This window comes from Stenotrophomonas sp. STK16_22, assembly GCF_051984505.1.
GTDB lineage: Bacteria > Pseudomonadota > Gammaproteobacteria > Xanthomonadales > Xanthomonadaceae > Stenotrophomonas > Stenotrophomonas maltophilia_A.
In genome coordinates, this window is sequence record NZ_CP196972.1 from 1,306,979 (window position 1) to 1,332,142 (window position 25,164).

24 protein-coding genes are annotated in these 25,164 nt (G+C 66.9%); 10 read left to right on the forward strand and 14 right to left on the reverse strand.

The features are described from left to right. Window positions 1-25 precede the first annotated feature (25 nt). A complete protein-coding gene (locus tag ACSYAO_RS05980; RefSeq protein WP_197655796.1) occupies window positions 26-433 on the forward strand; it encodes a DUF1801 domain-containing protein in 408 nt (135 codons plus the stop codon). Between the two features lie 177 nt (window positions 434-610). On the opposite strand, the gene ACSYAO_RS05985 is transcribed toward ACSYAO_RS05980, so the two are convergent. Beyond that, window positions 611-2,071, reverse strand: coding sequence for an MATE family efflux transporter (locus ACSYAO_RS05985; protein WP_049399635.1), 1,461 nt, complete (start codon window positions 2,069-2,071; stop codon window positions 611-613). 62 nt (window positions 2,072-2,133) lie between these two features. Between ACSYAO_RS05985 and ACSYAO_RS05990 the strand changes: the two genes are divergently transcribed. From ACSYAO_RS05990 to ACSYAO_RS06000, 3 genes are all read left to right on the forward strand, one after another. Then, on the forward strand, window positions 2,134-2,373 hold the full coding sequence (locus ACSYAO_RS05990) for a hypothetical protein (protein ID WP_149908600.1): 240 nt from the start codon (window positions 2,134-2,136) through the stop codon (window positions 2,371-2,373). 9 nt (window positions 2,374-2,382) lie between these two features. Beyond that, the gene (locus ACSYAO_RS05995) at window positions 2,383-2,790 is read left to right on the forward strand and encodes an RNA-binding S4 domain-containing protein (RefSeq protein WP_004149153.1); all 408 of its coding nucleotides are present in this window, start codon (window positions 2,383-2,385) and stop codon (window positions 2,788-2,790) included. 113 nt (window positions 2,791-2,903) lie between these two features. Continuing rightward, window positions 2,904-4,091 carry a glycoside hydrolase family 5 protein gene (locus ACSYAO_RS06000; protein ID WP_149908601.1) on the forward strand — a complete coding sequence of 396 codons (1,188 nt, stop codon included), beginning with the start codon at window positions 2,904-2,906 and terminating at the stop codon, window positions 4,089-4,091. 72 nt (window positions 4,092-4,163) lie between these two features. On the opposite strand, the gene ACSYAO_RS06005 is transcribed toward ACSYAO_RS06000, so the two are convergent. The 3 genes from ACSYAO_RS06005 to mutS all read right to left on the reverse strand — a co-directional run bounded on the left by ACSYAO_RS06005 (window position 4,164) and on the right by mutS (window position 9,275). Then, window positions 4,164-4,772: a DUF937 domain-containing protein gene (locus ACSYAO_RS06005; protein WP_032127548.1), complete on the reverse strand. Its 609-nt coding sequence runs from the start codon at window positions 4,770-4,772 to the stop codon at window positions 4,164-4,166. Between the two features lie 108 nt (window positions 4,773-4,880). After that, window positions 4,881-6,524 (reverse strand): catalase, encoded by a 1,644-nt coding sequence (locus ACSYAO_RS06010; RefSeq protein WP_149908602.1) that lies wholly within the window; start codon window positions 6,522-6,524, stop codon window positions 4,881-4,883. Window positions 6,525-6,719: 195 nt separating this feature from the next. Continuing rightward, window positions 6,720-9,275 (reverse strand): DNA mismatch repair protein MutS, encoded by a 2,556-nt coding sequence (gene mutS, locus ACSYAO_RS06015; RefSeq protein ID WP_197655799.1) that lies wholly within the window; start codon window positions 9,273-9,275, stop codon window positions 6,720-6,722. 339 nt (window positions 9,276-9,614) lie between these two features. On the opposite strand from mutS, the gene ACSYAO_RS06020 reads away from it, so the two are divergent. Beyond that, the gene (locus tag ACSYAO_RS06020) at window positions 9,615-10,892 is read left to right on the forward strand and encodes an O-antigen ligase family protein (RefSeq protein ID WP_032127545.1); all 1,278 of its coding nucleotides are present in this window, start codon (window positions 9,615-9,617) and stop codon (window positions 10,890-10,892) included. Further along, complete coding sequence (locus tag ACSYAO_RS06025; RefSeq protein ID WP_121503891.1) at window positions 10,892-11,884, forward strand: glycosyltransferase; 993 nt, start codon at window positions 10,892-10,894, stop codon at window positions 11,882-11,884. Before ACSYAO_RS06020 ends, ACSYAO_RS06025 begins: the two co-directional genes overlap by 1 nt. Window positions 11,885-11,912: 28 nt before the next feature. Here the strand turns inward: ACSYAO_RS06025 and ACSYAO_RS06030 are convergent, their stop codons facing one another. Then, window positions 11,913-12,305 (reverse strand): barstar family protein, encoded by a 393-nt coding sequence (locus ACSYAO_RS06030; RefSeq protein WP_049462356.1) that lies wholly within the window; start codon window positions 12,303-12,305, stop codon window positions 11,913-11,915. 280 nt (window positions 12,306-12,585) lie between these two features. Between ACSYAO_RS06030 and ACSYAO_RS06035 the strand changes: the two genes are divergently transcribed. Both ACSYAO_RS06035 and ACSYAO_RS06040 read left to right on the forward strand, forming a co-directional pair. Beyond that, complete coding sequence (locus ACSYAO_RS06035) at window positions 12,586-14,808, forward strand: methyl-accepting chemotaxis protein (protein WP_121503890.1); 2,223 nt, start codon at window positions 12,586-12,588, stop codon at window positions 14,806-14,808. Between the two features lie 166 nt (window positions 14,809-14,974). Next, window positions 14,975-15,343 carry a glycine zipper 2TM domain-containing protein gene (locus ACSYAO_RS06040; RefSeq protein ID WP_049462359.1) on the forward strand — a complete coding sequence of 123 codons (369 nt, stop codon included), beginning with the start codon at window positions 14,975-14,977 and terminating at the stop codon, window positions 15,341-15,343. Window positions 15,344-15,462: 119 nt separating this feature from the next. Here ACSYAO_RS06040 and ACSYAO_RS06045 read toward each other — a convergent pair whose 3' ends face one another. The 5 genes from ACSYAO_RS06045 to ACSYAO_RS06065 form a co-directional block, all read right to left on the reverse strand. Next, entirely contained in the window at window positions 15,463-16,590 is a 1,128-nt protein-coding gene (locus ACSYAO_RS06045) for an ABC transporter permease (RefSeq protein ID WP_197655797.1), read from the reverse strand. Further along, complete coding sequence (locus tag ACSYAO_RS06050; protein WP_149908605.1) at window positions 16,587-17,774, reverse strand: ABC transporter permease; 1,188 nt, start codon at window positions 17,772-17,774, stop codon at window positions 16,587-16,589. The genes ACSYAO_RS06045 and ACSYAO_RS06050 overlap by 4 nt, the downstream gene beginning before the upstream one ends. Next, window positions 17,759-18,772 (reverse strand): HlyD family secretion protein, encoded by a 1,014-nt coding sequence (locus ACSYAO_RS06055; RefSeq protein WP_032127538.1) that lies wholly within the window; start codon window positions 18,770-18,772, stop codon window positions 17,759-17,761. Before ACSYAO_RS06055 ends, ACSYAO_RS06050 begins: the two co-directional genes overlap by 16 nt. Further along, window positions 18,765-20,165, reverse strand: a complete 1,401-nt coding sequence (locus tag ACSYAO_RS06060; RefSeq protein ID WP_164079488.1) for a TolC family protein — start codon at window positions 20,163-20,165, stop codon at window positions 18,765-18,767. The genes ACSYAO_RS06055 and ACSYAO_RS06060 overlap by 8 nt, the downstream gene beginning before the upstream one ends. A gap of 78 nt (window positions 20,166-20,243) precedes the next feature. Continuing rightward, window positions 20,244-21,137: a LysR family transcriptional regulator ArgP gene (locus tag ACSYAO_RS06065; RefSeq protein WP_149908607.1), complete on the reverse strand. Its 894-nt coding sequence runs from the start codon at window positions 21,135-21,137 to the stop codon at window positions 20,244-20,246. A gap of 106 nt (window positions 21,138-21,243) precedes the next feature. On the opposite strand from ACSYAO_RS06065, the gene ACSYAO_RS06070 reads away from it, so the two are divergent. Beyond that, window positions 21,244-21,864, forward strand: a complete 621-nt coding sequence (locus ACSYAO_RS06070; RefSeq protein ID WP_032127535.1) for a LysE/ArgO family amino acid transporter — start codon at window positions 21,244-21,246, stop codon at window positions 21,862-21,864. Window positions 21,865-22,039: 175 nt separating this feature from the next. Continuing rightward, window positions 22,040-22,708, forward strand: a complete 669-nt coding sequence (locus tag ACSYAO_RS06075; protein ID WP_032127534.1) for a hypothetical protein — start codon at window positions 22,040-22,042, stop codon at window positions 22,706-22,708. Here the strand turns inward: ACSYAO_RS06075 and map are convergent. The 4 genes from map to ACSYAO_RS06095 all read right to left on the reverse strand — a co-directional run bounded on the left by map (window position 22,705) and on the right by ACSYAO_RS06095 (window position 25,164). Then, a complete protein-coding gene (gene map, locus ACSYAO_RS06080; protein ID WP_197655800.1) occupies window positions 22,705-23,487 on the reverse strand; it encodes a type I methionyl aminopeptidase in 783 nt (260 codons plus the stop codon). The genes ACSYAO_RS06075 and map overlap by 4 nt on opposite strands. A 10-nt stretch (window positions 23,488-23,497) precedes the next feature. Then, entirely contained in the window at window positions 23,498-23,710 is a 213-nt protein-coding gene (locus ACSYAO_RS06085; protein WP_005412680.1) for a ParD-like family protein, read from the reverse strand. Between the two features lie 68 nt (window positions 23,711-23,778). Continuing rightward, window positions 23,779-24,138 (reverse strand): bleomycin resistance protein, encoded by a 360-nt coding sequence (locus ACSYAO_RS06090; RefSeq protein ID WP_197655798.1) that lies wholly within the window; start codon window positions 24,136-24,138, stop codon window positions 23,779-23,781. A gap of 141 nt (window positions 24,139-24,279) precedes the next feature. Next, window positions 24,280-25,164 carry a hypothetical protein gene (locus ACSYAO_RS06095; RefSeq protein ID WP_049462372.1) on the reverse strand — a complete coding sequence of 295 codons (885 nt, stop codon included), beginning with the start codon at window positions 25,162-25,164 and terminating at the stop codon, window positions 24,280-24,282.

The window sequence follows — 25,164 nt, forward strand, 5'->3', positions numbered from 1 at the left end:
ATCTCCCTGCCGACGAGAACCGCTGATGGCCACGCATGCACCGAACCCTGCCGATGCCGGAACCCCGGCCGCTGAACTGATCGATGCACGCATCGCCGAGCTGGGCGACTGGCGTGGCGAGGCGCTGGCACGCGTGCGTGCCTTGATCCATGAGGCGCTGCCGGACGTGCAGGAAACCTGGAAGTGGCGCGGCACGCCGGTGTGGGAGCACAACGGCATCCTGTGCACCGGCGAAACCTACAAACAGGCGGTGAAGCTGACCTTTGCCAACGGTGCGGCGTTGGCCGATCCGAAGGGCCTGTTCAACGCCAGCCTGGACGGCAACACGCGACGTGCGATCGACATCCATGAAGGCGCGATGCCGGATGCCGCCGCGTTCAAGGCACTGCTGCGCGCGGCGGCCACGTTCAACGCGGCGAAGAAGAAGCGGTAGAGCCGGCCGCTGGCCGGCTGTTGCGCGATGCTTCCGGAGGGGCTTGAGGTTGCCGGCCAGCGGCCGGCACTACCGTGGTAATGACCGGCGGCGAAGAAGAAGCGGTAGAGCCGGCCGCTGGCCGGCTGTTGCACGATGTTTCCGGAGAGGTTTGAAGGTGCCGGCCAGCGGCCGGCACTACCGCAGTGGCGCGGCATCCGGGTCGGCCACCGGCGACGGCGGGCAGGCCGGAATCTCCGACGGCGTGGCCAGTTCTTCGGCGTGCGAGGGCTTGCCCATCATCTTCGCCTTGCGCCAGCCACCCCAGCGGTAATAGGCCAGTGACAGCAGCATCGAGACCAGCGAGCTGACCGGGAAGCTCCACCAGATCGCATCGGCGCCCCAATACGGCTGCAGCAGTTCGGCGAATGGCACGCGCACGCCCCACAGCGAACCGGCCAGGATCAGCAGCGGCGGAATCACTGCGCCGGTGGAGCGAACCACGCCGGAGATCACGAAGCTGACGCCGAAGAACAGGAACGAGCCGATCACCACGTGGTTGAGGTGGCGGGCGATGTCCAGCGCCTGGCTGGCCGGTGGCAGGAACAGTGCCAGCAGCTGGCGATCGAACACCACCAGCGGCAGGATCAGCGCGCCGGTCAACAGGAAGTTGAACAGCACGCCCTGGCGCGCGGTACCGCGCACGCGATCCCAGCGCTGCGCACCGACGTTCTGTGCCGCCATCGAAGAACACGCCGCACCGATCGCCATCGCCGGCATCTGCAGGTAGTTCCACAGCTGCAGGGCAGCGCCGTAACCGGCGCCGGTGTCGGTGCCGTATTGGTTGACCATGGTCATCAGCAGGATCACCGACAGCGAGATCAGCACCATCTGCAGGCCCATCGGCACGCCCTTGATAACCAGCGCCTTGAGGATGGTCAGGTCGAGCTTGAACAGGCGCATGTCGGCGCGGCCCAGCCACAGGGTGTGGCGCTTGTGCCGCATGTACAGCAGCAGGCCGGCCAGCGACAGCGTCTGCGCGACCAGCGTGGCCCAGGCCGAACCGGCAATGCCCAGCGCCGGGAACGGCCCCATGCCGAAGATCAGTACCGGGTTCAGCACGATGTCCAGTGCCACCGACACCATCAGGAAACGGAACGGCGTGCGCGAGTCACCGGCACCGCGCAGTGCAGCGGTGAGGAAGGCGAACGCGTACAGCGTCGGCATCGCCAGGAAGATGATCTGCAGATAGGCTTCGGCCAACGGCAGCGAGGCGGCCGGCGTGCCCATCGCCGCCAGCAGCGGATGGGCCATGAACCAGCCGGCGATGGCGATGATCACCGACAGGCCGATGAAGAAGGTGGCGCTGGTACCGACCACGCGCCGTGCCTGCGCGATGTCGCGCGCACCGATCGCCTGGCCGATCAGGATGGTCGAGGCCATGCCGAAGCCGAACACCGAGCCGATCAGGAAGAACATGATGTTGTTGGCGTTCGCGGTGGCGGTCAATGCCGCCTCGCCGAGGAAGCGCCCCACCCAGACCGCATTCACCGAACCGTTCAGCGACTGCGCGATGTTGCCCGCCAGGATCGGCAGGGAGAACAGCAGTAGGTTGCGGCCGATCGGGCCGGAGGTCAGGTCAAGCGGCGCTTTGGCCATGGAGTGGTGATCGATTCCCGGGAGGCGCACACTAGCACCAAGCCGGTTTGCAGGATGTGGCAATGCATCAACGACTGCAGGTGAAATGGAGCCTGGCGCTGGCCTTGATCGGCACCGCACTGGCCGCATGTTCGACAGGTGACCGGCTGGGCGATACCCAGGTGCGGCCGACCGACCGTCCCGAGTGCCTGGTCGGCAGCCAGCGCCAGGATCTTTCCGCTGGTGTACCCGCCTTGATCGGGGGCAGCGGCTGCCGCACCGACCCCGACCATCCGCGTCCTCTGAACAAGCCACCGGAGTAGTCCGCACCGATGCCTGAGCTTTCCCCGTTGTCGCCCAGTGTCCGCCTGGACATCTGGTTGTGGGCGGCCCGTTTCTTCAAGACCCGCAGCCTGGCCAAGCAGGCCATCGAGACCGGCAAGGTCAGCGTGGCCGGGCAGCGCCCGAAGTCCTCGCGCGCGGTGCGCGTGGGTGAGCAGCTGCAGGTCGACCGCGGCGAGGAGCATTTCGAGATCCAGGTGCTGGGCCTGAGCGACCAGCGCGGGCCGGCGCCAACGGCACAGCAGCTGTACGCCGAGAGCGAGGCTTCGAAGGCGCGCCGTGCCGAACAGCGTGCACTGCGCATTGCCGCACGCGATGGTTTCCAGCCGCCGGAACACAAGCCGGACAAGCGCGCGCGGCGTTTGATCCGGGCCTTGGGTGACATCGACGCGCTCTAGCGAAATCCTGATTCCAACGGATTGTTCCTATCGCGGTGCGAAACAAAGCGCCGGTCACGGTGCGTTCGGATTGCGCTGGGCAGGCTGGTTTTTCACCTATCGAAGGCCTGCCCATGCGTCGTCTGCTGTTATGCCTGTCCCTGCTTGCTGCTGCGCCACTGCACGCTGCCGACATCACCTTCTGGGACGTTCCGCAACGCGGTGGCAACAGCATGAACATGTCGCCTCCGGACCGGAAGTACTTCGAGGCGCTGCGTGCGACCGGTGCGACCTGGGTGCGGCTGGTGCCGGACAAGTGGAAGGGGCAGGGCGGTCGTGACTTCCTGATCGGCAACGCCGATGACTATCGCGGACTGGTTCCGGCCGACCTGGCCACGCTGCGACGGGTGCTGGATGACGCCGATGCGGCCGGGCTGAAAGTGGTGCTGACGCCGCTGTCGCTGCCGTTGCTGCGCTGGAAGCAGCACAACGGCGATGTGGTCGACCAGCGCCTGTGGCAGTCCTTCGACAACCATGTGCCGGCCCGTCGCTTCTGGCATGACCTGGCCACGGCGCTGAAGGGTCATCCTGCCTTGGCCGCCTACAACCTCATCAATGAGCCGGTGCCCGAGTACGGTGCAGGCCTGGCCGAGCATGCGTCCACTGAGGCGATGCAGCGGTGGTATGCCGGTGTGCAGGACGGCCCACGCGATCTGCGCCGCTTCTACTCGGAACTGATCGCCAGCATCCGCGGGGTCGACACCGCGATGCCGCTGATGCTGGATGCGGGCTGGTATGCCGCCGCCGACGGTTTCAACTACTGGCCGGCACCGCTGGCGGATTCGAAGCTGCTGTACAGCGTGCACATGTACGAGCCGTATGCAGCAACCAGTGCACCGAACCAGACGCGTGCCAAACCCTGGCGCTATCCGGCGCAGGTGCCGTTCGGTGCAGGCAGCGAGCATTGGGATGCGGCGCGTGTACGCCGTTACCTGCAGCAGCCGATGACGTGGGCCGCCTCGCATGGCGTCGGTGCCAACCGCATGGTGGTGGCCGAATTCGGCTGCATGCGGCGGTGGCCGGACTGCAGCCGCTACCTGCAGGATGTGCTGCAGGTGCTGGAGCAGGACAAGGTGCACTGGGCCTTCTACGCCTTCCGCGAGGATGGCTGGGACGGCATGGACTACGAACTGGGCGACAAGCCGCTGCCGTGGTCGTACTGGCAGGCGCAGGAAAAGGGCGGCCATGTCGAGCCGCCGCGCTCGATGCAGGCGCCCTTGTTCGCACCGATCCTGCAGCGTTTGAAGGCGGGCAACCGGTAAGCCGCCGGGCCTGGCCCGGCGCTACCCATGGCGATGCCGGTAGCGCCGGCCCATGTCCGGCCAGGCTTTCCCTCAGCGCTTGCCGCCGAGCAGATTGCCGCCCAGTTTGAGCAGATCGCCCACGCCCAGCTGACCATCACCATCCTGGTCCAGCAGGCTGCCGAGCAGGCCACCGGCAAGACCGCCCTGCTGCTGCACCTGCTGCTTTTCCTGGCCGAGGGCCTGGCTGAGCGAGCTGGCATCGGCCTGGCCGCCACCCAGGCGCTGGGCGAGGAAGGCCATCACGATCGGCGCGAGGATCTGCAGTAGCTGGCTGGTGCGGCCGCTGTCGAGTTGGGTGGCCTGGGCCAGGCCGGTTTCCACCTTCTGCTGGCTGCCGCCGAAGATGTGGCCGAGGATGCCGGCGCCATCGCTGGCAGCGCCACCGCTGGCGCCACCGCCGCCCAGCACCGAACCGAGCACGCCGCCCAGGTCCAGGCCGCTGTGGTTGTTCTGCAAGGCGCCGAGCAGCGCCTGCGCGCCCTGCGGCTGCGAGGCGTTGTTGCCCAGCGCGCCCATCAGCACCGGCAGCGCGGCACTGATCGCGCCGGAAGCCTGGGTATCGCTGATGCCGAGCTGCTGCGACACCTGCTGCAGCGGGGCGCCCTGCAATTTGGCGAGAAGTTCGTCGGTCAGGCTCATCTGCGGAATCCTTGATTGGGGTTGGGCGTGCAGAAGGTAGGACGCGGACCGTTAAAACGGCGACGCCGCCTCACGGGGAGGCGGCGCGCCGTTCACGGGGGAGGGCGATCAGAGCTCGATGTCTTCGGCGCCCGGGGTCGCGGTGGGGAAGTCCGCTTCCGGCTGCGCCGGCTTGAACGGATCCGACGGCTGGCTGGCCAGCGCCTTCAGCGCCGCGGCAACACCGGCACCGTAGGCCGGGTCGGCCTTGCTGCAGTTGTCGATGTGGCGCTGCTTGATGAAGTCCGGCGCATCGCCCAGGGCACGGGCGGTGTTGGCGAACAGGCGGTCCTTCTGTGCCTGGTTGTAGCTGCGGAACAGCGCACCGGGCTGGCTGAAATAGTCGGCGTCGTCCTCGCGGAAATTCCAGAAGTCGGCGTCGCCCCGGATCTTCATCGGCGGCTCGCGGTACTGCGGCTGCTCCTGCCACTGGCCGTAGCTGTTCGGCTCGTAGTGCGGCAGGCCGCCGTAGTTGCCGTCCACGCGCATCGCCCCGTCGCGGTGGTTGCTGTGCACCGGGCAGCGCGCTGCGTTCACCGGAATCTGGTGGTGGTTCACGCCCAGGCGGTAGCGCTGCGCATCGGAGTAGGCGAACAGGCGCGCCTGCAGCATCTTGTCCGGCGACGGGCCGATGCCCGGCACCAGGTTGCTCGGCGCGAACGCCGACTGCTCCACGTCCTGGTACCAGTTGACCGGGTTGCGGTTCAGTTCGAACTGGCCCACTTCGATCAGCGGGTAGTCGCTCTTCGGCCACACCTTGGTCAGGTCGAACGGATGCACGCGGTAGGTTTCCGCGTCCAGCTCCGGCATGACCTGGATGAACAGCTTCCACTTCGGGAAGTCGCCCTTCTCGATCGCGGCGAACAGGTCGCGGCCGTGGCTTTCGCGGTCATGGCCGACCAGGATCTGCGCCTGCGCGTCGGTCAGCGATTCGATGCCCTGCTGGCTGACGAAGTGGAACTTCACCCAGAAGCGTTCGCTGTCGGCATTGGTGAAGCTGTAGGTATGCGAGCCGAAGCCGTGCATGTGGCGGAAGCTGCGCGGAATGCCGCGGTCGCTCATCACCACGGTCACCTGCAGCAGGGCTTCGGGCAGCAGCGTCCAGAAGTCCCAGTTGTTGCGCGCGCTGCGCAGGTTGGTATGCGGGTCGCGCTTCACGGCCTTGTTGAGGTCGGCGAACTTGCGCGGGTCGCGCAGGAAGAACACCGGGGTGTTGTTGCCGACCAGGTCCCAGTTGCCTTCTTCGGTGTAGAACTTCAGCGCGAAGCCGCGGATGTCACGCTCGGCGTCGGCGGCGCCACGCTCGCCGGCCACCGTGGTGAAGCGGGCGAACATCTCGGTCTGCTTGCCGACCTTCTCGAACAGCTTGGCGCGGGTGTACTTGCTGATGTCGTGGGTGACGGTGAAGGTGCCGAACGCGCCCGAGCCCTTCGCGTGCATGCGGCGCTCGGGAATGATCTCGCGGTTGAGGTTGGCCAGCTTTTCCAGCAGCCAGACGTCTTCCATCAGCAGCGGGCCACGCGGGCCGGCGGTCTTGCTGTTCTGGTTGTCCACCACCGGCGCGCCGAAGGCCGTGGTCATCGGCGTGACCGGATCATCGCCGTGCTTCTGCTTGGGCGTGGTGCTCAGTTCACGCTGCTGCTGGGCGCCTTCCGCAGGCGACGGCGCGGTGTGATACGGGCACTTGGCGTTGTTGTTGTCGGACTGGCTCATCGGCTGGCTCCTGGTGGCGGTGAAGACGTGGGAGAAACATCTTCACTCGACTTTAGCTATGGCCAGATGAAATGAATAATCGAATGATCCATTCAGGTTGATAGATTCTGTCAATTGAAACGCAGAATCGGATTTGCACAGTCTTTCAACAGGCCTCCCGCAAGGCGAGCGGGAGGCCATGGGCGTGCGCTGCGGCTACAGCAGTGCCTTCAACCGGTACAGGGCTTCCAGCGCCTGCTTCGGCGTCAGTTCGTCCGGGTCGATCGCCGCCAGCGCGTCCTGCGCCTTGCTCGACGATGCTGCGAACAGGCCGAACTGCTGCGGCGCATCCAACGCCTGCGGCGCCAACTCGGCGGCATGGCTTTCACCACCGCGCTGTTCCAGCTCGGCCAGGCGACGCCGTGCCTGTGCCACGGTGGCGCGCGGCAGGCCGGCCAGTGCCGCCACCTGCAGGCCGAAGCTGCGGTTCGCCGGGCCATCCTTTACCGCGTGCATGAACACCAGCGCCTCACCGTGCTCGACGGCATCCAGGTGCACGTTGGCGATGCCGCTGCGGCCACCCTCGTGCTGCTCGTCGGCCAGCGCGGTCAGCTCGAAGTAGTGGGTGGCGAACAGCGTGTAGCAGCGGTTCTGGTAGGCCAGGTGACGGGCCACCGCGTCGGCCAGTGCCAGGCCATCGTAGGTGGACGTGCCACGGCCGATCTCGTCCATCAGCACCATCGAATGGGCGGTGGCGTGATGCAGGATGTAGCTGGTTTCGGCCATCTCGACCATGAAGGTCGACTGCCCGCGGGCAAGGTCGTCACCGGCGCCGATGCGGGTCAGGATGCGGTCGATCGGGCCGATCAGCGCACGGCTGGCCGGCACGAAGCTGCCGATGTGGGCCAGCAGTACGATCAGCGCGTTCTGCCGCATGTAGGTCGATTTACCGCCCATGTTCGGGCCGGTGATGACCAGCATGCGACGGTCCGGATGCAGATCCAGATCATTGGGTTCGAACGGCTGCTCGCGCACCGCCTCGACCACCGGGTGGCGGCCACGCTCGATCTTCAGGCACGGCTCGGCCTGCAGCTCCGGGCGCGCCCAGTCCAGCGCCTGCGCGCGTTCGGCGAAGGCCGCCAGTACGTCCAGTTCGCTCAGCGCGGCGGCACACTGCTTCAGCGGTTCCAGCTGCCCGCCGAGGGTGTCCAGCAGCTGCTCGTACAGGTACTTCTCGCGCGACAGCGAGCGGTCACGCGCGGACAGCACCTTGTCCTCGAACGCCTTCAGTTCTTCGGTGATGTAGCGCTCGGCATTGGTCAGCGTCTGGCGGCGGGTGTAGTGCACCGGCGCGCGGTCGGACTGGCCCTTGCTGATCTCGATGTAGTAGCCGTGCACGCGGTTGTAGCCCACCTTCAGGGTGGGAATGCCGCTGCTTTCGCGCTCGCGCTGTTCCAGGTCGACCAGGAACTGGTCGGCGTGGGTGGACAGGCGGCGCAGTTCGTCCAGCTCTTCATCGAAGCCATCGGCCAGCACGCCGCCGTCGCTCAGTTTCAGCGGCGGCATTTCGGCGATGGCGCTGGCCAGCAGCTGCGCGCACTCGTCGTGTTCGCCCAGCGCGGCGTGCAGCGTCTGCAGGCGTGGTGAATCCAGCGGCGCCAGCACCTCGCGCACCGCCGGCAGCAGGCCCAGGCCGTCGCGCAGGGTGGAGAAATCGCGCGGCCGCGCCGAACGCAGCGCGACGCGGGTGAGGATGCGTTCCAGGTCGCCGAGGCGGCGGAACTGCTCGCGGATGTCGGCGTCGCTGCCGCGGTCGATCAGGGTTTCCACCGCATGGTGGCGCTGTACCAGCACCTCGCGCAGGCGCAGCGGGCGGTGCAGCCAGCGGCGCAGCAGGCGCCCGCCCATCGGCGTCACCGTGCTGTCGAGCACACCCAGCAGCGTATTGCGGGTGTCGCCGTCGACGCGCGTATCCAGTTCCAGGTGGCGGCGGGTGGCGGCGTTCATCGCGATCGCCTCGCCGGCGGTTTCCATCGCGATCGAGGTCAGGTGCGGCAGGCGCTGCTTCTGGGTTTCCTCGACATAGCCAAGCAGGGCACCGGCCGCAGCGGTGGCGCGCGGCTTGTCGTCGATGCCGAAGCCGCTCAGGTCATGCAGCTTGAAGAAATTCAGCAGCTGGCGGCGGCCGCTGTCGGCATCGAACAGCCACGGCGCGCGGCGACGCACGCCGGTGCGCTGGCGCAGGAATTCCGGCCAGTTTTCTTCGTCGGGCACCAGCAGCTCGGCCGGCTCCAGCCGCGCCAGTTCGGCTTCCAGCGCGTCGTCGGTTTCCACCTCGTTGACCAGGAAGCGGCCACCGGCCAGGTCGGCCCACGCCAGGCCGTAACCCTGCTTGCTGCGCGACAGGGCCATCAGCAGGGTGTCGCGGCGTTCATCCAGCAGGGCTTCGTCGGTGACGGTGCCGGGGGTGACGATGCGCACCACCTTGCGCTCGACCAGGCCCTTGGCCAGCGCCGGGTCACCGATCTGCTCGCAGATCGCCACCGACTCGCCCAGCGCCACCAGCCGTGCCAGGTAGCCTTCATAGGCATGCACCGGCACGCCGGCCATCGGGATCGGTGCGCCGCCGGAGCTGCCGCGCTGGGTCAGGGTGATGTCGAGCAGGCGCGCCGCCTTGCGGGCGTCGTCATAGAACAGTTCGTAGAAGTCACCCATGCGGAAGAACAGCAGCAGGTCCGGGTAATCGGACTTGGCCGCGAAGAACTGCTTCATCAGCGGGGTGTGTTCCTTGGACGCCTTGGCGTTGCTGGTGTTGTCTTTTGTATCAGTCACTTGGGGCGTTTCGCGTCTTGGCAGGGCGTCGGGGCGTGGCCACGCGCAGGCATGGCCGGAGAGGACATTAGTGTAGCGACCTGGGGAGGTCGATGATCCGCGGCACCCGCGCTGGGCCCGGGGGCTGTCCGTGTGCCAACGCCTGCGCCCCTGCGCCGGCACTTTGGTTGATTTCCCCAGGGGCCCACGGTAGTGTCAGCCCCGGCGATTTCCGCCAAGCGGCCTCCATGGAAACCGGGGCGACTCATCCCCGGGCGGGCGTTGATGGAAAGAACAAGCATGACTGCAGCCTGCATGGCCGCCGAACCTCGTTACACCTGGCGTACCGTCCTGCTGAGCATCCTGGTCGCCATCGTTCCGCTTGCCGGCTCCGCACCCTACACCTTGCTGAAGGCGGTGCTGCTGCTGGCCCTGCTGGTCACCGGCGTGGTTCTGATCCGCCGCCAGCCCGATGTCCGCCTGCGCTACCGCATCGCCCGGTTCATCGTGATCGTCTGCTTCCTGCGCCTGGCCTATGCCTTCTACAGCATCCTCTGGCACGGGCTGCGCTGGAACGAGCTGGATCTGCCGGCGCAGACACTGCTCTACCTGGGTACCGCTGCCGTGTTCGCCACTGCGCTGGACTGGCGCCTGATCTGGAAGATCTTCGCCGTGTCCACCCTGGTCTTCGGCGGGTCGTGCATCGTGCAGCACCACGTGATGGGCCTTGAACGCGCGCACGGTTTCAGTGGCGGCGAATGGACGGCGATCGAGTTCACCATGGTGACGCTGTGCATGGCGTTGTTCTCGGTCATCCGGTTGATCCAGCCCAATGTGCATCCGGCCGAACGCTGGCTGCACGGCGTGGCCATCGCCGTCGGCGTCTACGGTTCGATCCTGGCGCAGAGCCGCGGGCCGATCCTGGCGTTCATTCCCGCCATGCTGATGGTGATTGCGGTGCACGTCCGGCGCACCCGGCGCTGGCGGGGGGCACTGGCCTTCGTCGGTGCCCTGGTCATTGGCGTGGTCGGTGCCACCTCGGTGCTGAACCATGAGGTGATCCAGCGCTTCGGTGAGGTCAGTGGCGAGATCTCCGGTTTCAACCAGGAAAACGAGGTCGGCTCGGTCCGCGAGCGCATCGCCATGTGGGGCGTGGCGGTCGACGCCTTCGCCGAGCATCCCGTGGCAGGGGTGGGCCTGAACCAGTTCGGTACCTATGCACGTGAGGGCATCGCCCGCGGCGAGGTGTCCGAGTCGATCTTCCGCTACAACCACCCGCACAACGAGTACCTGGAAGCGGCGGTGACCGGTGGCGTGCCGTTGCTGCTGATCATGCTGCTGGTCTTCATCCTGCCCGGCATTCATTTCGTGCGGCGCCTCGGCCACGCCGACGACATCACCGCGATGATCGCCACCGCCGGACTTGCCGTGGTCATCGTCTATGCGCTGTCGGCGTTCACGGACAACGTGTTCTACCGGGCGATGCCCCATTCGTTCTATTTCTACCTGGTGCTGGGCTTCATGCTGGCGACCGCCTTGCCTGCGCGCGACCTGCGCCGGCCAGGGAGTCCCTCCTGATGGCGCATATCCACCTGCTGGCCGCCGACAACCAGCGTGGCCTGTCCCATGACATCCAGGTGATCGAGCGCTCGTTGCAGCAGCTCGGGCACACGGTGACGGTCAGCCGTCTGGACGCGGTGCGCAATGGGGGGGCCTGGAAACTCCGCGGGATGCGCCTGCGCAGGCTGCTGGCCTCGTGGCTGAGCCTGGGGCGCACGCCGGCCCGGTTCGACATCAACATCTCGCTGGAGCATGTCCGGCCGGCAAGCTTCGGACTGGCCGAGGTCAATCTGTTGATTCCGAATCCGGAATGGGTGTCCGCACGCAGCCTGCGGATCCTGCCGCGGTTCGATGCGTTGTTGACCAAGACCGAAGACGCTACGCGCATCTTCAACGCACTGGGCATGCGCGCGCTGGAAGTCGGTTTCTGCAGCCGTGACCGCTACGACCCGGCGGTGCCGCGCAGACCGCGCAGCTTCCTGCATGCAGCTGGTACCAGTCGCATGAAGGGCACGGCAACGCTGGTCGAGGTCTGGAAGCGCCATCCGGAGTGGCCCTTGCTGACCATCCTGCGCGGCGGCCCTTCGGACGAAGATGAGGGCGGGGCCGCGAACCTGCGGATCGTCCGCGAGCGCCTGCCCGACCAGGAGGTGCAGCGCCTGCAGAACGAACATGCGTTCCACCTGTGCCTGTCGCAGACCGAAGGCTGGGGCCATTACCTGGTGGAAGCGATGAGCTGCGGGGCAGTGGTGATCACCTGCGACGGCGCGCCGATGAATCAGATGATCGACGACAGCCGCGGCATCCTGGTTGCCGCGCACGAGGGCGAGCCCTGCCATCTGTCCAGGACCTGGCATGTGGATGAGAAGGCGCTGGAACAGGCCGTCGAGCGTGCGCTGGCGATGGATGAGGCCGAGTGGACCCGGCTGGGCGCCAATGCACGCGCATGGCACCTGGCCAGCGAAGTGGCGTTCCCACGCCGGCTGGGCGAGGCCCTGGCCAAGCTTTGAGTTGATGCGGCTGGTTGCTGCAGAGTGCTCAGCCTGGCACCAGGGTGATCTGCGGATGGCTGCCGAAGATCTCCATGACGATCTCGAAATAGGTCTGTCCCTGGCCAAGTGACAGTGCCGTCAACTGAGCGTGGATGGCCGGACCGTTGAACCTGCCGCCCTGATCGAGTTTCGACTGCAGCCAGGCGCGTGTGGTCTCGCGGCCCAGTGCCTCGCGGCTGTGGGCGATGTCGCGCCACACCACCGTGGCGGTGGCATGACCGGCGAGCGCGCCGTAGCCCCCGTGCAGCAGGTCATCAAGCGCGTCCAGGCTTGCGCCCAGCTGCCAGTCTTCGTCGGCCATGAATACACGATTGATTTCCACGTAGAGGCTGGCGATGTCGTTGATGGACGCGCCTTCGATGTGCAGGATCCGTGTCATCTGCAGACTGTAGCCCTCCGGGGCGACGGTTGTGTCCGGCGCAGATAATCCGGGCCGCCCTGGATGGGGGGGCGTTATTATGGTGTTAATCCTGCGTGATTTTCATCGGGCACTGGCGTGTCAGCGGTATTCGATAAGGTTATGGCGCCATTATCGGTCGCCGCATTTTCTGACTGCCTGCACAGTTCCATATATTTGGATCGGTCCATATATAAAGTCCCGTAAAGTTTCCCTCCGCTGCGCCGCCATCGAACGTACGGCCACGATCAAGGGAATTGAGATGCTTGCCTTACGTAATCTCCGTGTGGGATCCCGGCTTGGCGCCGGCTTCGGTCTGCTGCTGCTGTTCATCATGGCCATCGTCGGCCTGGTGCTGTATGGGAATCAGCTGAAATCCGCCCAGTTCGAGAAAGTGGTGGACGTCAACATGGTGAAGATGCGCCTGTTGAATGACATGCTTGATACCAACAACGCGGTGCTGATGCATCGTCGCCTGATGGTGATCAAGCGGGGTGACGAGTTCGACAAGGATTACCAGCGTGCCCAGGAGTTGTCGCGGACCTATGACGGTATCTGGGCCAAGTACATCAAGATTCCGCGTGACGCTACCGGCGATACCCTGGTCGCGCGCATCGAGGCGGCCCGCAAGGCCACCGATGCATCAACCCAGCAATTGCATGAGCGCATGAAGGCGGGGGATTTCGATGGTGCAGCGAAGGAGCTGCTGGCCGAGCACGGATTGGCAACGGCCTGGAATGAATCCATTTCGGCCCTGCTGCGCCACCAGGAAACATTGACCGAACGCAGCCGCGAAGAGTACCGCGCAACCGAATCGTGGACCGGCACGCTGTCGATCGCGTTCGGGGCACTGAGCCTGTTGCTGGGGACATTGGCGGCCTGGGCGATCACCCGCAGCCTGACCCGCCCGCTGGAAGGAGCGGTGAAGCTGGCCGACGGCATCGCCAGTGGCCGCCTGGACAGCAGCATCGACGCCACCGGCAACGACGAGGTGACCCAGCTGCTGAAGTCGATGCAGCGCATGCAGGCACAGCTGCAGTCGGTGATGGCGGCACAGGGGGAGCTGGCCCGCCAGCACGATGCCGGCAGCCTCAGCTACCGCATGGACGAGAGCGCGTTCCCCGGTGACTACGGGCGCATGGTGCATGAGACCAATGCGCTGGTTGGATCGCACGTGCAGGTACAGAACCGGCTGATCGAGGTGATGAAACACTACGCACGCGGCGATCTGTCGGTGGACATGGACCCGCTGCCCGGCGAGAAGGCGGCGATCACCCAGGCGATGGACGAAACCAAGTCCAGCCTGTCGGCGATCAACAGCGAGATCCGCCGGTTGGCGACAGCGGCTGCGGCAGGCGACTTCAGCCTGCGCGGCGACGAAGATCGCTTCGCCTATGATTTCCGCGACATGGTGGCCGGGCTCAATCGCCTGATGCAGACCACCGACGAGAACCTGGTGCAGGTGTCGACCCTGCTGCAGGCCATCTCGCGCGGCGACCTGACCGTGCGCATGCAGGGTGATTTCCATGGCGTGTTCGCGCGCATGCGTGATGACTGCAATGCCACCGTCGACCAGCTCAAGCAGATCGTCGGCCGCATCCAGTCCAGCGCCTCCAGCATCAATCTGGCCGCAGGTGAAATTGCTTCGGGCAACACCGACCTGTCGCGGCGTACCGAACAGCAGGCGGCAAACCTGGAAGAAACGGCAGCATCGATGGAGGAACTGACCTCCACCGTGAAGCAGAATGCCGAGCATGCACGGCAGGCCAACCAATTGGCCATCGGCGCGCATGGTGTTGCTTCCCAGGGCGGTGAAGTGGTGGGCCAGGTGGTCACCACGATGTCGGCCATCGAGGCATCGTCGAAGAAGATCGCCGAAATCATCTCGGTCATCGATGGCATCGCCTTCCAGACCAATATCCTCGCGCTGAACGCGGCAGTCGAAGCTGCGCGCGCCGGCGAGCAGGGCAGGGGCTTTGCGGTAGTGGCCAGTGAGGTGCGCACGCTGGCGCAGCGCTCGGCGGGTGCGGCCAAGGAGATCAAGGGCCTGATCGAGGATTCGGTCGGCAAGGTCGCCGACGGCTCGGCACTGGTCCGCCAGGCGGGCACCACGATGGGCGAGATCGTGGCCTCGGTGCAGCGCGTGACCGACATCATGGCCGATATCTCTGCTGCCTCCCAGGAGCAGAGCTCGGGCATCGAACAGGTCAACCAGGCGGTGGTGCAGATGGATGAGACCACGCAGCAGAATGCGGCGCTTGTAGAAGAGGCCAGTGCGGCGGCACGCTCGATGGAGGAGCAGGCCAACCTGCTGGCCGAGGCGGTTTCGGTGTTCCGCACGGGGGCGGTGACCGCTGCCGCCGCGGTGCGCCCGGCGCTGGCAGCCGTGGCGGCATCGGTTGCGCCGGTGCGCCGGCCCGCGGTGCTGTCGCCGCGGATCGAGCCGACGCTGGCCGCCAATGCGGGTGGCTGGGAAGAGTTCTAGAAGAGGGCAAGGCCGGCAGGGAGACGGCGCCCATCGCGACGGCTGGTCGCGATGGGCGCGGATTTTCTTCCTGAACGTGCGATGGCCGATGAAGTGGCGGACACGCGCATTTCACTTCCGGTTGCCAACCGCGGGAGGACACTGGCGCCATACCGGAACTCAGGAGATGGCCATGAAGACCTCGACCCGATTGTTTGTGCTGGGCACCCTGCTGGCAGCTTCGTCGGTGGCCGGCGCGCAGACCTATGGCCCGCGCGATGAGGGACGCAAGTTCAACGACGGCAGCCGCGTGGTCTGCAAGAACGTGGAAGTGCAGCGCAATTCGCGCGATCCCAATCGCATTGCCGGTACTGCCACCGGCGCGGTGATCGGCGGCCTGCTGGGCAACCAGGTGGGCGGCGGCAATGGCAAGAAACTGGCCACCGTGGCAGGCGCCGTCGCCGGTGGTGCAGCCGGTCGCCAGATCCAGGGCAACAGCCAGCAGAAGAACGGCGACCGCGTGGTGGAACGTCGCTGCGAACGCGTCTACCGCTGATTGCTCGACCCGTTACCCCTTCCACACTGCAGTACTCGGACGCCGGCCCCACGCCGGCGTTCGTCGTTATGGGAAAAGGGGACGGAGGGGATTAAGTCGCAATCCCCCAACCCGGCCGCTTACGACTTAATCCCCTCCGTCCCCTTTTTTGCGAGGAGGCGCCAGGTGGCGAGGCTGCCGTAGAGCAGCAGCAGGGCGGTGAGGGTGATCAGTTCGTGGCTGACTTCGGTCAGGCGGGCGTCCATCTGGTTCAGGCGCACCATCAGGTTGATGCCCGAGGTGGTCGGCAGAAGCTGCGCCAGCCAGACCAGCGGTGGTGGCGTCATCACTGCCGGCCACGACAGGTTGGCCAGGAAGAACAGCGGGATCGAGGTGGCGATGATGTACTGGAAGGCGCGTTCGCGGGTGCGGAAGAAACTGCCGACGAACAGGCCGAAGGCCACGGTGGCGGCGATGAACAAGGTGCCGCCGAGCAGCTGGCCCAATGGGTTGCCGCCGCGCGGATAGTCCTGCACCCAGGCGGTGAAGCCGGCGTAGTAGAACAGGCCGAACAGGCCGATCAGGGCGAAGCCCAGTGCCATGCCGGCCAGCGTCGGCAGGTCGAAGCGCAGGCGCCGGCCGAGCGCGAGACGACGGCCGCCGAGCAGGACGCCGATGCCCATCAGCAGCGTCTGGTGCACGATCAGCTCGGCCACGCCCGGCACGATGGCGCTGCCATAGCCTTCCTGGGTGTTGTACAGCGGGCGCTGCACCAGCGTGACCGGTGGTGCCTGTGGCGCGCCCATGAAGGCGGCCTGACCGACCACCGCCTCCCGTCCGAACGCACCCAGTGCATCGGCCACGCTGCCCAGCACCCAGCTGGCGCGGCCCAGGTAGGCGCCGTTGCCGAGCAGCACCAGCTTGGCCGGGTGGCCGCGCAGGATGTCGCGCTCCAGGTTGGCCGGGATCAGCACGATGCCTTCGGCATGACCGGCTTCCAGCTGCTGGCGCGCGCTGTCGATGTCCGCAGGCTGCCCGACCACGCGTGCGACCCGCAACGCGTCGAGCTTCCGCAGCAGCTCGCGGCTGGTCGCGCTGTGGTCTTCGTCCACCACCAGTACCGGCAGGTTGCCGGCCACCTGGTGGCGATACGCGGCCGGGTAGAAGAACGAGTACAGGATTACCGCGCCGACCATCACCACGATCGCATAGCGGTCGCACAGCACCGCCATCAGGGTCTGCCGCAGGCTGCGCCAGAGTGCGCTCATGCGTCGGCCCCCGCCGCTTGCGCGGCTTCGGGCGTACGCGCGAAGGCGATCAGGCGCAGCCCACCGATGCCGCCAGCCACCACTGACATCAGCAGCAACGTGGCCAGCGGCCATACCGAAACCTGCAGCGGCGAACCGATGAACTGTTGCTGGGTCTGCAGCTTGATATAGGCGCTGAGCGGCAGCAGCTGATGCCAGACGCGGGTGAATAGCGGCCCGTCCAGCACCGGGAAGGTGGCGCTGGAAAATGCCAGTGCAGTACCGATGCTGAGGCCGACCGCTGACAGCGCGGTACCCATGTCGCGGGTGACGCCGACGAAGAACAACGCGTAGGCGGCAGTAGCCAGGTAGAACAGAGGTTGTGCGAGCAGCAGCAGGAGCACGCTCCCGGCCACACCGTCGCCGCGCAGCCAGGCCAGGTAACCGATGCCGAGCGCGCCATACAGCGAGAACAGCAGGACGTACGGCGCGATCTTGCCGGCAATCGCCGGCCACGGTGTGCGGCCGAGCCAGGCGGGCAGGCTGCCGTCGCGGATCTCGCGGCCGAGGCTGCCGGCCACCGCAAGTGCCAGCACCAGCGACAACACCGCCGGGAAGATCAGCGGCAGCAGGAACAGCTCGTAGCTGCGCGCCGGGTTGTACAGGATGTCCGACTGCACCGCGATCGGTGCCGCACGCAGCTTGCCCGGGCCGACCTGCAGGCCGATGCGCTCGCGCAGCAGGCGTGCGTTCCAGGCCGAGACCGCGTCGCCGATATCGCGCGCCGCGGACTGGCCGGTGGTCATGTAGGTGGCGTTGTAGTAGGCGAACACCGTGCCCTGGCGTCCACGCAACGCCTGCCGGGTGACATCGCGCGGCACCAGTACGATGGCGAATACATCCAGCCGACGCAGCTGCGAACGTGCATCTTGCATGTCCGCAGGCTGGCTGGCGATGCGCACGCCGGGGCTGGCATCGAGCATGCGCAGCAGCAGGCGGCTGTCGCTGCTGTGGTCGAGGTCGACCACGGCGATCGGGATGTCGCGCATCACCGAGGGCGTGAACATCCACGCCATCACGGCCAGCATCAGCAGCGGCAGCAGGGTGACCAGCAGCAGGTCGGCGCGGTTGCCGCGCAGCGACCGCAGCTCGCGCCGCCAGCTGGCGGCGAAGCTGCTGCTGTCGGGGCTCAGTGCTGGGGCCATGCGAACAGCACGCTCATGCCGGGGCGGAAGCCCTCGATGCGGCGTACCGGGCGCACCCGCACCTCGAAGCTGCGGACGTCGTAGCCGGACGACTGGCGGGTGGTCCGCCAGGTCGCATAGTCACCGGCCGGATTGATGAAATAAACCTCGAACTCGCCGTCCTGGCCAAGCGCCGGCACGCTGCCCTGCAGCTTGCTGCCGACCTTCAGGCCCTGCATCTGCGATTCGCGCAGGTTCATCGCCACCCACATGCGGTCGATGTCGACCAGGGTGAACACCGGATAGCCCGCTGGCACCAGTTCGCCCGGGTCGGCCATACGCTTGTTGATCTCGCCGGCCACCGGCGCGCGCCCTTCCACTTCGACGCGCGCGGCGTTGACTTCGGCCACCGCGCCCTGTGCCTGTTGCACCTGGCCCTGCGCGGCACGCTTGTCCTGCTCGCGTGCGCCGGCCAAGGCCATGTCGTACTGCGCGCGGGCGGCACGCGCCAGTTCGCGCGAGCTGGTGGCCTGGGCATGCGCTTCATCGCGCTTCTGCCGGGTCATCACCCCTTCGTTGAACAGGTTCTGCACGCGCTGGTAGGTCGCTTCAGCCAGCGTCGCACCGGCTTCAGCCCGCTTCCAGTTCGCTTCGGCGGCGCGGATGTCCTCGCTGCGCGCACCTTCGTCGGCCTTGTCGGCCACCGCCTGTGCGGCGGCCAATGCGCCGTGCGCCTGCTGTTCCTTGGCGGCCACTTCGGGGCTGTCGAGCAGGAACAGCACCTGCCCGGGCTGCACGCGGTCGCCCTCGCGCACCTTCAGTTCGGCCACGCGCGCGGTGATCTTGGCGGCCACGTTGATCGTGTCCGCATCGGCCATGCCCTGAATCTGGTCGGCGGGGCTGCGCCAGGCCAGCCACAGGCCGAGCACCACCACGACCAGCAGCACCACTATCAGGATCGGGCCCAGGCGGCGCTTGGCCGGGGGCGTCGTTGCATCGTCGTGCAGCACATCACTCATGGTCGATCACCTCGTCCGCACGCCGCCGGAACTCTTCGAAACGGTCCATCTGTCCACTGACCTCCAGCAACTGTGCCAGCGCAATATCGTATTGGTAGGCGGCCTGTGCGCGCTCGACGCGGGCGCCGCCCAGGCCGAGCCGCGCGTCGATCACATCCAGCGAAGTCGCTTGGCCTTCGCGGAACGCCAGCTCCTGCAGGCGCAGGTTTTCCTGTGCCTGGGCGATGCTGCTGTCGAGCAGCACGTACTGCTGGCGCGCGGTTTCCAGCTCGTTCCAGGCCTTGCGCACGCCCAGCGCGACCTGGTTCTCGGCCTCGCGCAGGCCTGCTTCGGCCTGTTCCTGCTGCGCACGCGCGGCGCTGATCTGCGCCGGCCGCGAGTTCGGCGACAGGAAGGTGTACTTCAGGCCGATGCCGAATGCCCAGTCCGGATCGGTCAACATCTCGTCACGGCGGCGAAAGTCGTACTGGCCGAAGGCGAAGATCTGTGGCTTCAGCTTGGCCTGCTGCACGCGCACGCCCTGTTCGGCCTGCGCCACCATCGCCCGCAGGCGTGCGATCTGCGGCTGGCGCGCCTGCGCAGTGCGCTCGAAGCTGGCGACCGGTTCCAATGGCACGCGCTGCACGAACAGCGGCGACACCGGCTGTACCTCGCCACCACTGCGCAGCAGCGTGGCCAGCGCCGCCTTCAGCGTGGCCAGGTCGTTCACCGTTTTCTGGTATTCGCGCTCGGCCTTGTCGCGGGCCACGGTGGCCTGCAGGCGCTGGGCGCGGGTGGCGAAGCCCTCGCGTTCCAGCTTCTCTGCGTCGGACAGGTGGCGGTTCAGGCCATCGCGTACGTCGCGGCGCACATCCACTGCCTGCTCGGCCAGGCGCTGGCCGAAATAGGCCTGGGCCAGCTGCACGGTCAGCGATTGGCGCTGAGCCTCGCGCTCGGCGCTGGCCTGCTCGTGGGCAGCGCTGGCGGCACGTTGCGCGGCCGGAATCACGCCGCCGGTGTACAACGGCAGCACCGCGGTCACCACGGGCCGGGTACGCCAGTCGCGTTCGGTGAATGACAGCGGTGAGTCGATGCCATAGGCCTCGGCGACAGGTGCCAGCGAACCCAGTGGCAGGGTGAGGGTCTTCTGGAACTGCAGCCGGCGCACTTCGCCGGTGATCTCCGGCAGGCGCAGCAGGCGGGTGGCGTCCTGAAGGTCCTGCTTGTTGCGCACCGCTGCATCAGCGGCGGCCAGTGCATCGGAGACCTGCTCCAGGCGCTGGCGTGCCTGTTCCCAGTCCAATGCGGGTGCATCGGTGAGGCTCTGCGCCGGCACAGCCAGGGGCAGGCAGGCTGCCAGCGCCAGCGCGGCCTTCGCGCCGTGCATCCTTGTACGTCGGCCGATCACGCCCATGCCGTCCCAATGGTGAAGAGGTGCGCAAACGGTAGTGCGCGCGGCGTGAAGCCCGGGTCTGCGGTCATTGGATTGTCCTCAACGAAGGGTGCCGCTGGCTGCAGTGCGCAGCGCCTGGGTGATGTGCTGCAGCGTGCTTGAACGCACGGCGGCATGCTGCCAGTACAGCGGCACATCGAGCCAGCGGCGGGGTTCCAGTACCACCACGCGGCCGGCGCGCACGGCGGGCGCGACCAGGGTTTCCGGGGCCATGCCCCAGCCGAGTCCGCACGCGGCGGCTTCGACGAAACCGGTGGAGGAGGGCAGGTAGTGTAGCGGCGGCTGCAGTCGCGCGCGGGTCAGGCGCCGCACGAAGCGCCACTGCAGTTCATCCTTGCGGTTGAACACCAGCATCGGTGCGCGCGCCAGGGCCGTGGCCTGCATGCCGTCGCGGAAGTACTGGCGGGCGAAGCCGGGCGAGGCGATGGCGTGGTAACGCATGGCGCCGAGCGGATGCACGTTGCAGCCCTTCACCGGTTGGCTTTCGGCAGTGACCGCGCCGAGCACGCTGCCATCGCGCAGCAGCTGCAGGGTATGGTCCTGGTCATCCATGCGCAGGTCGAACAGGTAGCCATGGCGCTGGTGCAGGTCGGCGACGGCCGGTACGAACCAGGTATCGAGCGAGTCATCGTTGACCGCCAACGGGATCGGCGTGCGCGCGGCATCGCTGCCGCGTTCGGGCAGCAGTTCGGCCAATGCCTCGGCCTCCAGCGCCTGCATCGGCCGGACCCGGCGCAGCAGCGCTTCGCCTGCGGCGGTGGGCCGGCACGGTGCCTGACGTACCACCAGTACCTGGCCGAGCCTGTCCTCCAGCGCCTTGATCCGTTGCGACAGGGCCGACGGGCTGATCGACAGGCGGCGTGCCGCGGCGTCGAAGCTGCCTTCTTCCAGCACCGCAGCAAACGCGGCCAGTTGCGGATGTACCAGATCCATGCCGGTGCCTCTTCAGTTTTCCTGCACAGGATAAAGAAAAATCAGATTGTCTAAACAGGGTCAGCGGCCGCACCCTGCGCGTCCCCTCGCTGCCTGGCCTGTCCTGATGTGGATCGCCGCTACCGCCGCCGGCCTGTTCGCAGGTGCCGGCCTGATCATCGCCATCGGTGCGCAGAACGCCTTCGTGCTGCGCCAGGGCCTGCAGCAGCGCCATGTGGGCAGGGTGGTGCTGGCCTGTGCCGGCGCGGACATCGTGCTGATCCTGGCCGGCGTCGGCGGCATGGGCGCGCTGGTGCTGCAGTGGCCGCTGCTGCTGCAGGTGCTGCGCTTCGGTGGTGCGGGCTTCCTGCTCTGGTATGGCCTGCAGGCGGGGCTGCGCGCATGGCGCGGTGGCAGTGCGCTGGCCGCCGCCGAGGCGCAGGGCGGCAGCGGACGGCAGGTACTGCTGACCTGCCTGGCCTTCACCCTGCTCAACCCGCACGTCTATCTGGATACCGTGGTGCTGCTGGGCAGTCTGTCCACGCGTTACCCGGGCGATCTGCGCTGGGCCTTCGCCGCCGGTGCCTGCATTGCCAGTGTGGTCTGGTTCTGCACGCTGGGCTATGGCGCGCGCCTGTTGCAGCCGGTGTTCCGCAGGCCGGGCGCCTGGCGTGTGCTGGATGCAGGCGTGGCGATCTTCATGTTCTGCCTGGCGACGTTGTTGCTGCTGCGTCCTTTATCGCCATGAGTGCGTGACGTACGCCGGTGTTGCGTATGTGTTCCACCGGTACGGTTCACGTGGCCGGATACAGCGCGGATAATGCGCGCCTGGTCGCGACCCCGCCGCGCATGCCGTCGTTCGGCAGCCCCCCGGTCGCCTGTGTTCTCGTTGTACGACCGCCACGGCGCGGCATCGGTGTTGCATGAAAGACAATCTACAGCTGCTCCTGTCCCACCTGGGGCGCACCTTCCTGTTCGGCCTGATGATGGCGCTTCCGCCTGCGTTGGCCTGGCTCGACATCCATTGGCTGGGCAATGCAGTCGGCGAGTGGTCGTTGGTCGAACTGACCCAGGAAGGCTTCCTGGTCGCCAGCGTGGCTGCCTTCGTCCGGCTTGCATTGCGACGTGCCGATGATCGGGCCTTTGCCGTTCTGGCGGCCGCGCTGTTCGCCTGCATGCTCCTGCGTGAAATGGATGAGGCGCTGGACCTGATCGCACACGGCTTCTGGAAGTACCCGGTGGCCGTGCTGATCATCGGCTCACTGGCCTGGGCCAGCCGCGACTGGCGCCGGGCCATGCCGGCGCTGGTGCGTTTTCTCGTATCCCGGCCGGGTACCGTGATGACGATCGGCCTGGTTCTGCTGCTGTTCTATTCGCGTCTGATCGGCATGACGTCGTTGTGGACCGGACTGCTGGGTGACCAGTACATCCGCGTGTTCAAGAACACCATCGAGGAGACCACCGAACTCCTTGGTTACACCTTCATTCTCGCAGCCAGCGTCGGCTATGTGGCACAGCGGGTACGCGAACCCCTGACGGCGCGGAAGCGCGCCGTGCACGAGGGTGCCGGGATGCAGCAACGGCCACTCTAGGCGGCATCCACCGCGCATAACGGCGTCTCGCCGGGGCGCAGGGTCAGTACCCGCACGCCGGTGCGGGTGACCGCCACCGTATGCTCGAACTGTGCCGACAGCTTGCCGTCGCGGGTGTACACCGGCCATTCGTCCGGCTGCTGGCGGATGGCCGGCTTGCCCTGGTTGAGCATCGGTTCGATGGTGAACACCATGCCTTCTTCCAGCACCATGCCGGTGTTGGGATGGCCGTAGTGCAGGATCTGCGGTTCCTCGTGCATCTCCTGGCCGATGCCGTGGCCGCAGTATTCCTTCACCACGCTGTAGCCGTGGCTGCGCGCGTGGCGGGCGATGGCGTGGCCGATGTCGCCCAGGCGCGCACCAGGACGCACGGCGGCAATGCCTTTCCACATCGCCTGGTAGGTGGTCTGCACCAGCCTGCGCGCGGTGTAGTCGACCTCACCGACCCGGTAGGTGGTGCTGGAGTCGGCGATGTAGCCGTTCTTCTCCAGGGTGATGTCGAGGTTGACGATCTGGCCGTTGCGCAGCACGTCGGTGGTGCTGGGTACGCCGTGGCAGACTACGTTGTCGATCGAGGTGTTGAGCACGTACGGGAAGCCGTACTGGCCCTTGCTGGCCGGCCTCGCCTGCAGCTCATCAACGATCATGCGTTCGACGAAATCGTTGATCTCCATGGTGCTTCGGCCCTGCAGCGGCAGCTGGTCGAGTGCGGCGAACACCTCCGCCAGCAGGCGGCCGGATTCGGCCATCAGCGCGATCTCGTCGGGACGCTTGATGATGCCCATCGGCTCAGACCTGGCCCGGCGGCAGCAGCGGCGGCTGCACACCGGCCGCGCGCAGCTCGCTGGCGACGATGTCCTGGAAGCTCAGCGTCGGGTTCAGCTCGCACAGCATGCCGACCCGGATCCAGAAGTTGGCCTGGGCGTTGATCGAGCGGCTGGAAACGGTGCAGGCACGACGCAGCTGGTCGTGCAGGGTGTCATCGATGTTGACGATGCCCATGGGCGGTCCTGAAGGAGGGGGTATACGAAGCGTATATGCTTCGTATATCCGGCTCAAGGCCGCCCGGTTCAGCTCGCGTCGGTGGCGAAGCGCAGACGGTTGCCGTCGGGGTCGACCAGCAGCATCTCGCGGCTGTCCCATTCGGTGTCATGCGGCGGTTGCTCGATCGGCACGTTGGCGGCGCTGAAGGCGCGGTGCAGGGCGTCGACGTCCTCGACGATGAAGTACACCGCGCCGCCGACCTCGCAGTCGCCGCTGTGTTCGGTGAGGAAGATCGTCTGGCCATCGCGGGTGAGCTGGGCGAACAGCGGGAAGCCGGGTTCGAAGCGGTGTTCCCAGTCGACCACGAAGCCCAGCCCCTGCACGTAGAACGGCAGGGTGGAGTCGGCGTGGCGCATGCGCAGCTGCGGGATGACGGTCTGGGCCATGGCGAGGGCTCCTGGGGCAGGCGTCCAGTGTAGTGCCGGCCGCTGGCCGGCATCCCCGTGAGCCCGGGAACAATGAGGTTGCCGGCCAGCGGCCGGCACTACCGAAGCCACGCTGGCCAACGGCCGGCATTACCGACGCGGTCAGCAGGCGGTCGGCACGGCGGCCATCGCCGCCAGCAGTTCGCGGTTCACCTGCTGGTGCCGCGCCTGCCATAGCGGTAGATCCTCGGCGCTGACGTCAGGCTGGCCATCCAGCGACGACAGCCAGCGCTTGAAGCGGCTCTGGTAGTTGGCCAGCGACACTTCGCCGGTGATGTCACTGCCGACCAGGCCGCCGGCGCGCAGCGCTTCGATCACCACCAGTGCGTGTTCCAGCTGGAAGCGGCCCTGGTCCCAGTTGCTGCGGGCGACGTCCTCGGCGAACACATCCTTGTCGATCGACAGGTAGGTTGGTTGCGGTGACTTCGCCTGCTCGGCGGCGAACGCGGCCACCAGCGCTTCGGGATGCTCGAAACGGCGGAAGGCGTGGCCCATGCCGAGGCGATGCCCCCAGCCCACGTCCACGTCCATGCACCAGTAGGTCAGGCGACCGCCGATCAGCGGGCGCCAGTGGTTCTCCCAGGCATGGCCGAGGCCGATGTCGCTGGAGGTGATGCCGAGCACGTGGATGTGCGAGATCTGCGGCAGCTTGCTGGCGGCGTTCACCCACGACCCGCAGTGCATGCCGAGCGGGAAGCGCATGTTGTCCGGATGGTTGTCCAGCACCACCAGCTGGAACGGCGCCTGCGTGCGCATGCGCTGCAGCAGCGGCAGGCTGAGGTGGTGGAAGTCGCCACTGCCGAGCATTACCGTGCCGAGCTGGGCCGGCAACGGTGCCAGCACTTCAGTGGCGAAACGGTTCAGGGTGGCATTGCGGCAGGCGAAGCGCAGTGGATCGTGCCATTGCGGCAGGGCCAGGGTCTGCGCCTCTGGCAGCGGTAGCACGCCACCGTCCAGGTCCAGGATCAGCGGGGAACGCAATGGCAT

Coding starts and splice junctions, on each gene's coding strand:
- ACSYAO_RS05980 (WP_197655796.1), top strand. CDS start 26: ATGGCCACGCATGCACCGAACCCTGCCGATGCCGGAACCCCGGCCGCT.
- ACSYAO_RS05985 (WP_049399635.1), bottom strand. CDS start 2,071: ATGGCCAAAGCGCCGCTTGACCTGACCTCCGGCCCGATCGGCCGCAAC.
- ACSYAO_RS05990 (WP_149908600.1), top strand. CDS start 2,134: ATGCATCAACGACTGCAGGTGAAATGGAGCCTGGCGCTGGCCTTGATC.
- ACSYAO_RS05995 (WP_004149153.1), top strand. CDS start 2,383: ATGCCTGAGCTTTCCCCGTTGTCGCCCAGTGTCCGCCTGGACATCTGG.
- ACSYAO_RS06000 (WP_149908601.1), top strand. CDS start 2,904: ATGCGTCGTCTGCTGTTATGCCTGTCCCTGCTTGCTGCTGCGCCACTG.
- ACSYAO_RS06005 (WP_032127548.1), bottom strand. CDS start 4,772: ATGAGCCTGACCGACGAACTTCTCGCCAAATTGCAGGGCGCCCCGCTG.
- ACSYAO_RS06010 (WP_149908602.1), bottom strand. CDS start 6,524: ATGAGCCAGTCCGACAACAACAACGCCAAGTGCCCGTATCACACCGCG.
- mutS (WP_197655799.1), bottom strand. CDS start 9,275: ATGAAGCAGTTCTTCGCGGCCAAGTCCGATTACCCGGACCTGCTGCTG.
- ACSYAO_RS06020 (WP_032127545.1), top strand. CDS start 9,615: ATGACTGCAGCCTGCATGGCCGCCGAACCTCGTTACACCTGGCGTACC.
- ACSYAO_RS06025 (WP_121503891.1), top strand. CDS start 10,892: ATGGCGCATATCCACCTGCTGGCCGCCGACAACCAGCGTGGCCTGTCC.
- ACSYAO_RS06030 (WP_049462356.1), bottom strand. CDS start 12,305: ATGACACGGATCCTGCACATCGAAGGCGCGTCCATCAACGACATCGCC.
- ACSYAO_RS06035 (WP_121503890.1), top strand. CDS start 12,586: ATGCTTGCCTTACGTAATCTCCGTGTGGGATCCCGGCTTGGCGCCGGC.
- ACSYAO_RS06040 (WP_049462359.1), top strand. CDS start 14,975: ATGGCCATGAAGACCTCGACCCGATTGTTTGTGCTGGGCACCCTGCTG.
- ACSYAO_RS06045 (WP_197655797.1), bottom strand. CDS start 16,590: ATGAGCGCACTCTGGCGCAGCCTGCGGCAGACCCTGATGGCGGTGCTG.
- ACSYAO_RS06050 (WP_149908605.1), bottom strand. CDS start 17,774: ATGGCCCCAGCACTGAGCCCCGACAGCAGCAGCTTCGCCGCCAGCTGG.
- ACSYAO_RS06055 (WP_032127538.1), bottom strand. CDS start 18,772: ATGAGTGATGTGCTGCACGACGATGCAACGACGCCCCCGGCCAAGCGC.
- ACSYAO_RS06060 (WP_164079488.1), bottom strand. CDS start 20,165: ATGGGCGTGATCGGCCGACGTACAAGGATGCACGGCGCGAAGGCCGCG.
- ACSYAO_RS06065 (WP_149908607.1), bottom strand. CDS start 21,137: ATGGATCTGGTACATCCGCAACTGGCCGCGTTTGCTGCGGTGCTGGAA.
- ACSYAO_RS06070 (WP_032127535.1), top strand. CDS start 21,244: ATGTGGATCGCCGCTACCGCCGCCGGCCTGTTCGCAGGTGCCGGCCTG.
- ACSYAO_RS06075 (WP_032127534.1), top strand. CDS start 22,040: ATGAAAGACAATCTACAGCTGCTCCTGTCCCACCTGGGGCGCACCTTC.
- ACSYAO_RS06085 (WP_005412680.1), bottom strand. CDS start 23,710: ATGGGCATCGTCAACATCGATGACACCCTGCACGACCAGCTGCGTCGT.
- ACSYAO_RS06090 (WP_197655798.1), bottom strand. CDS start 24,138: ATGGCCCAGACCGTCATCCCGCAGCTGCGCATGCGCCACGCCGACTCC.
- ACSYAO_RS06095 (WP_049462372.1), bottom strand. CDS start 25,164: ATGCCATTGCGTTCCCCGCTGATCCTGGACCTGGACGGTGGCGTGCTA.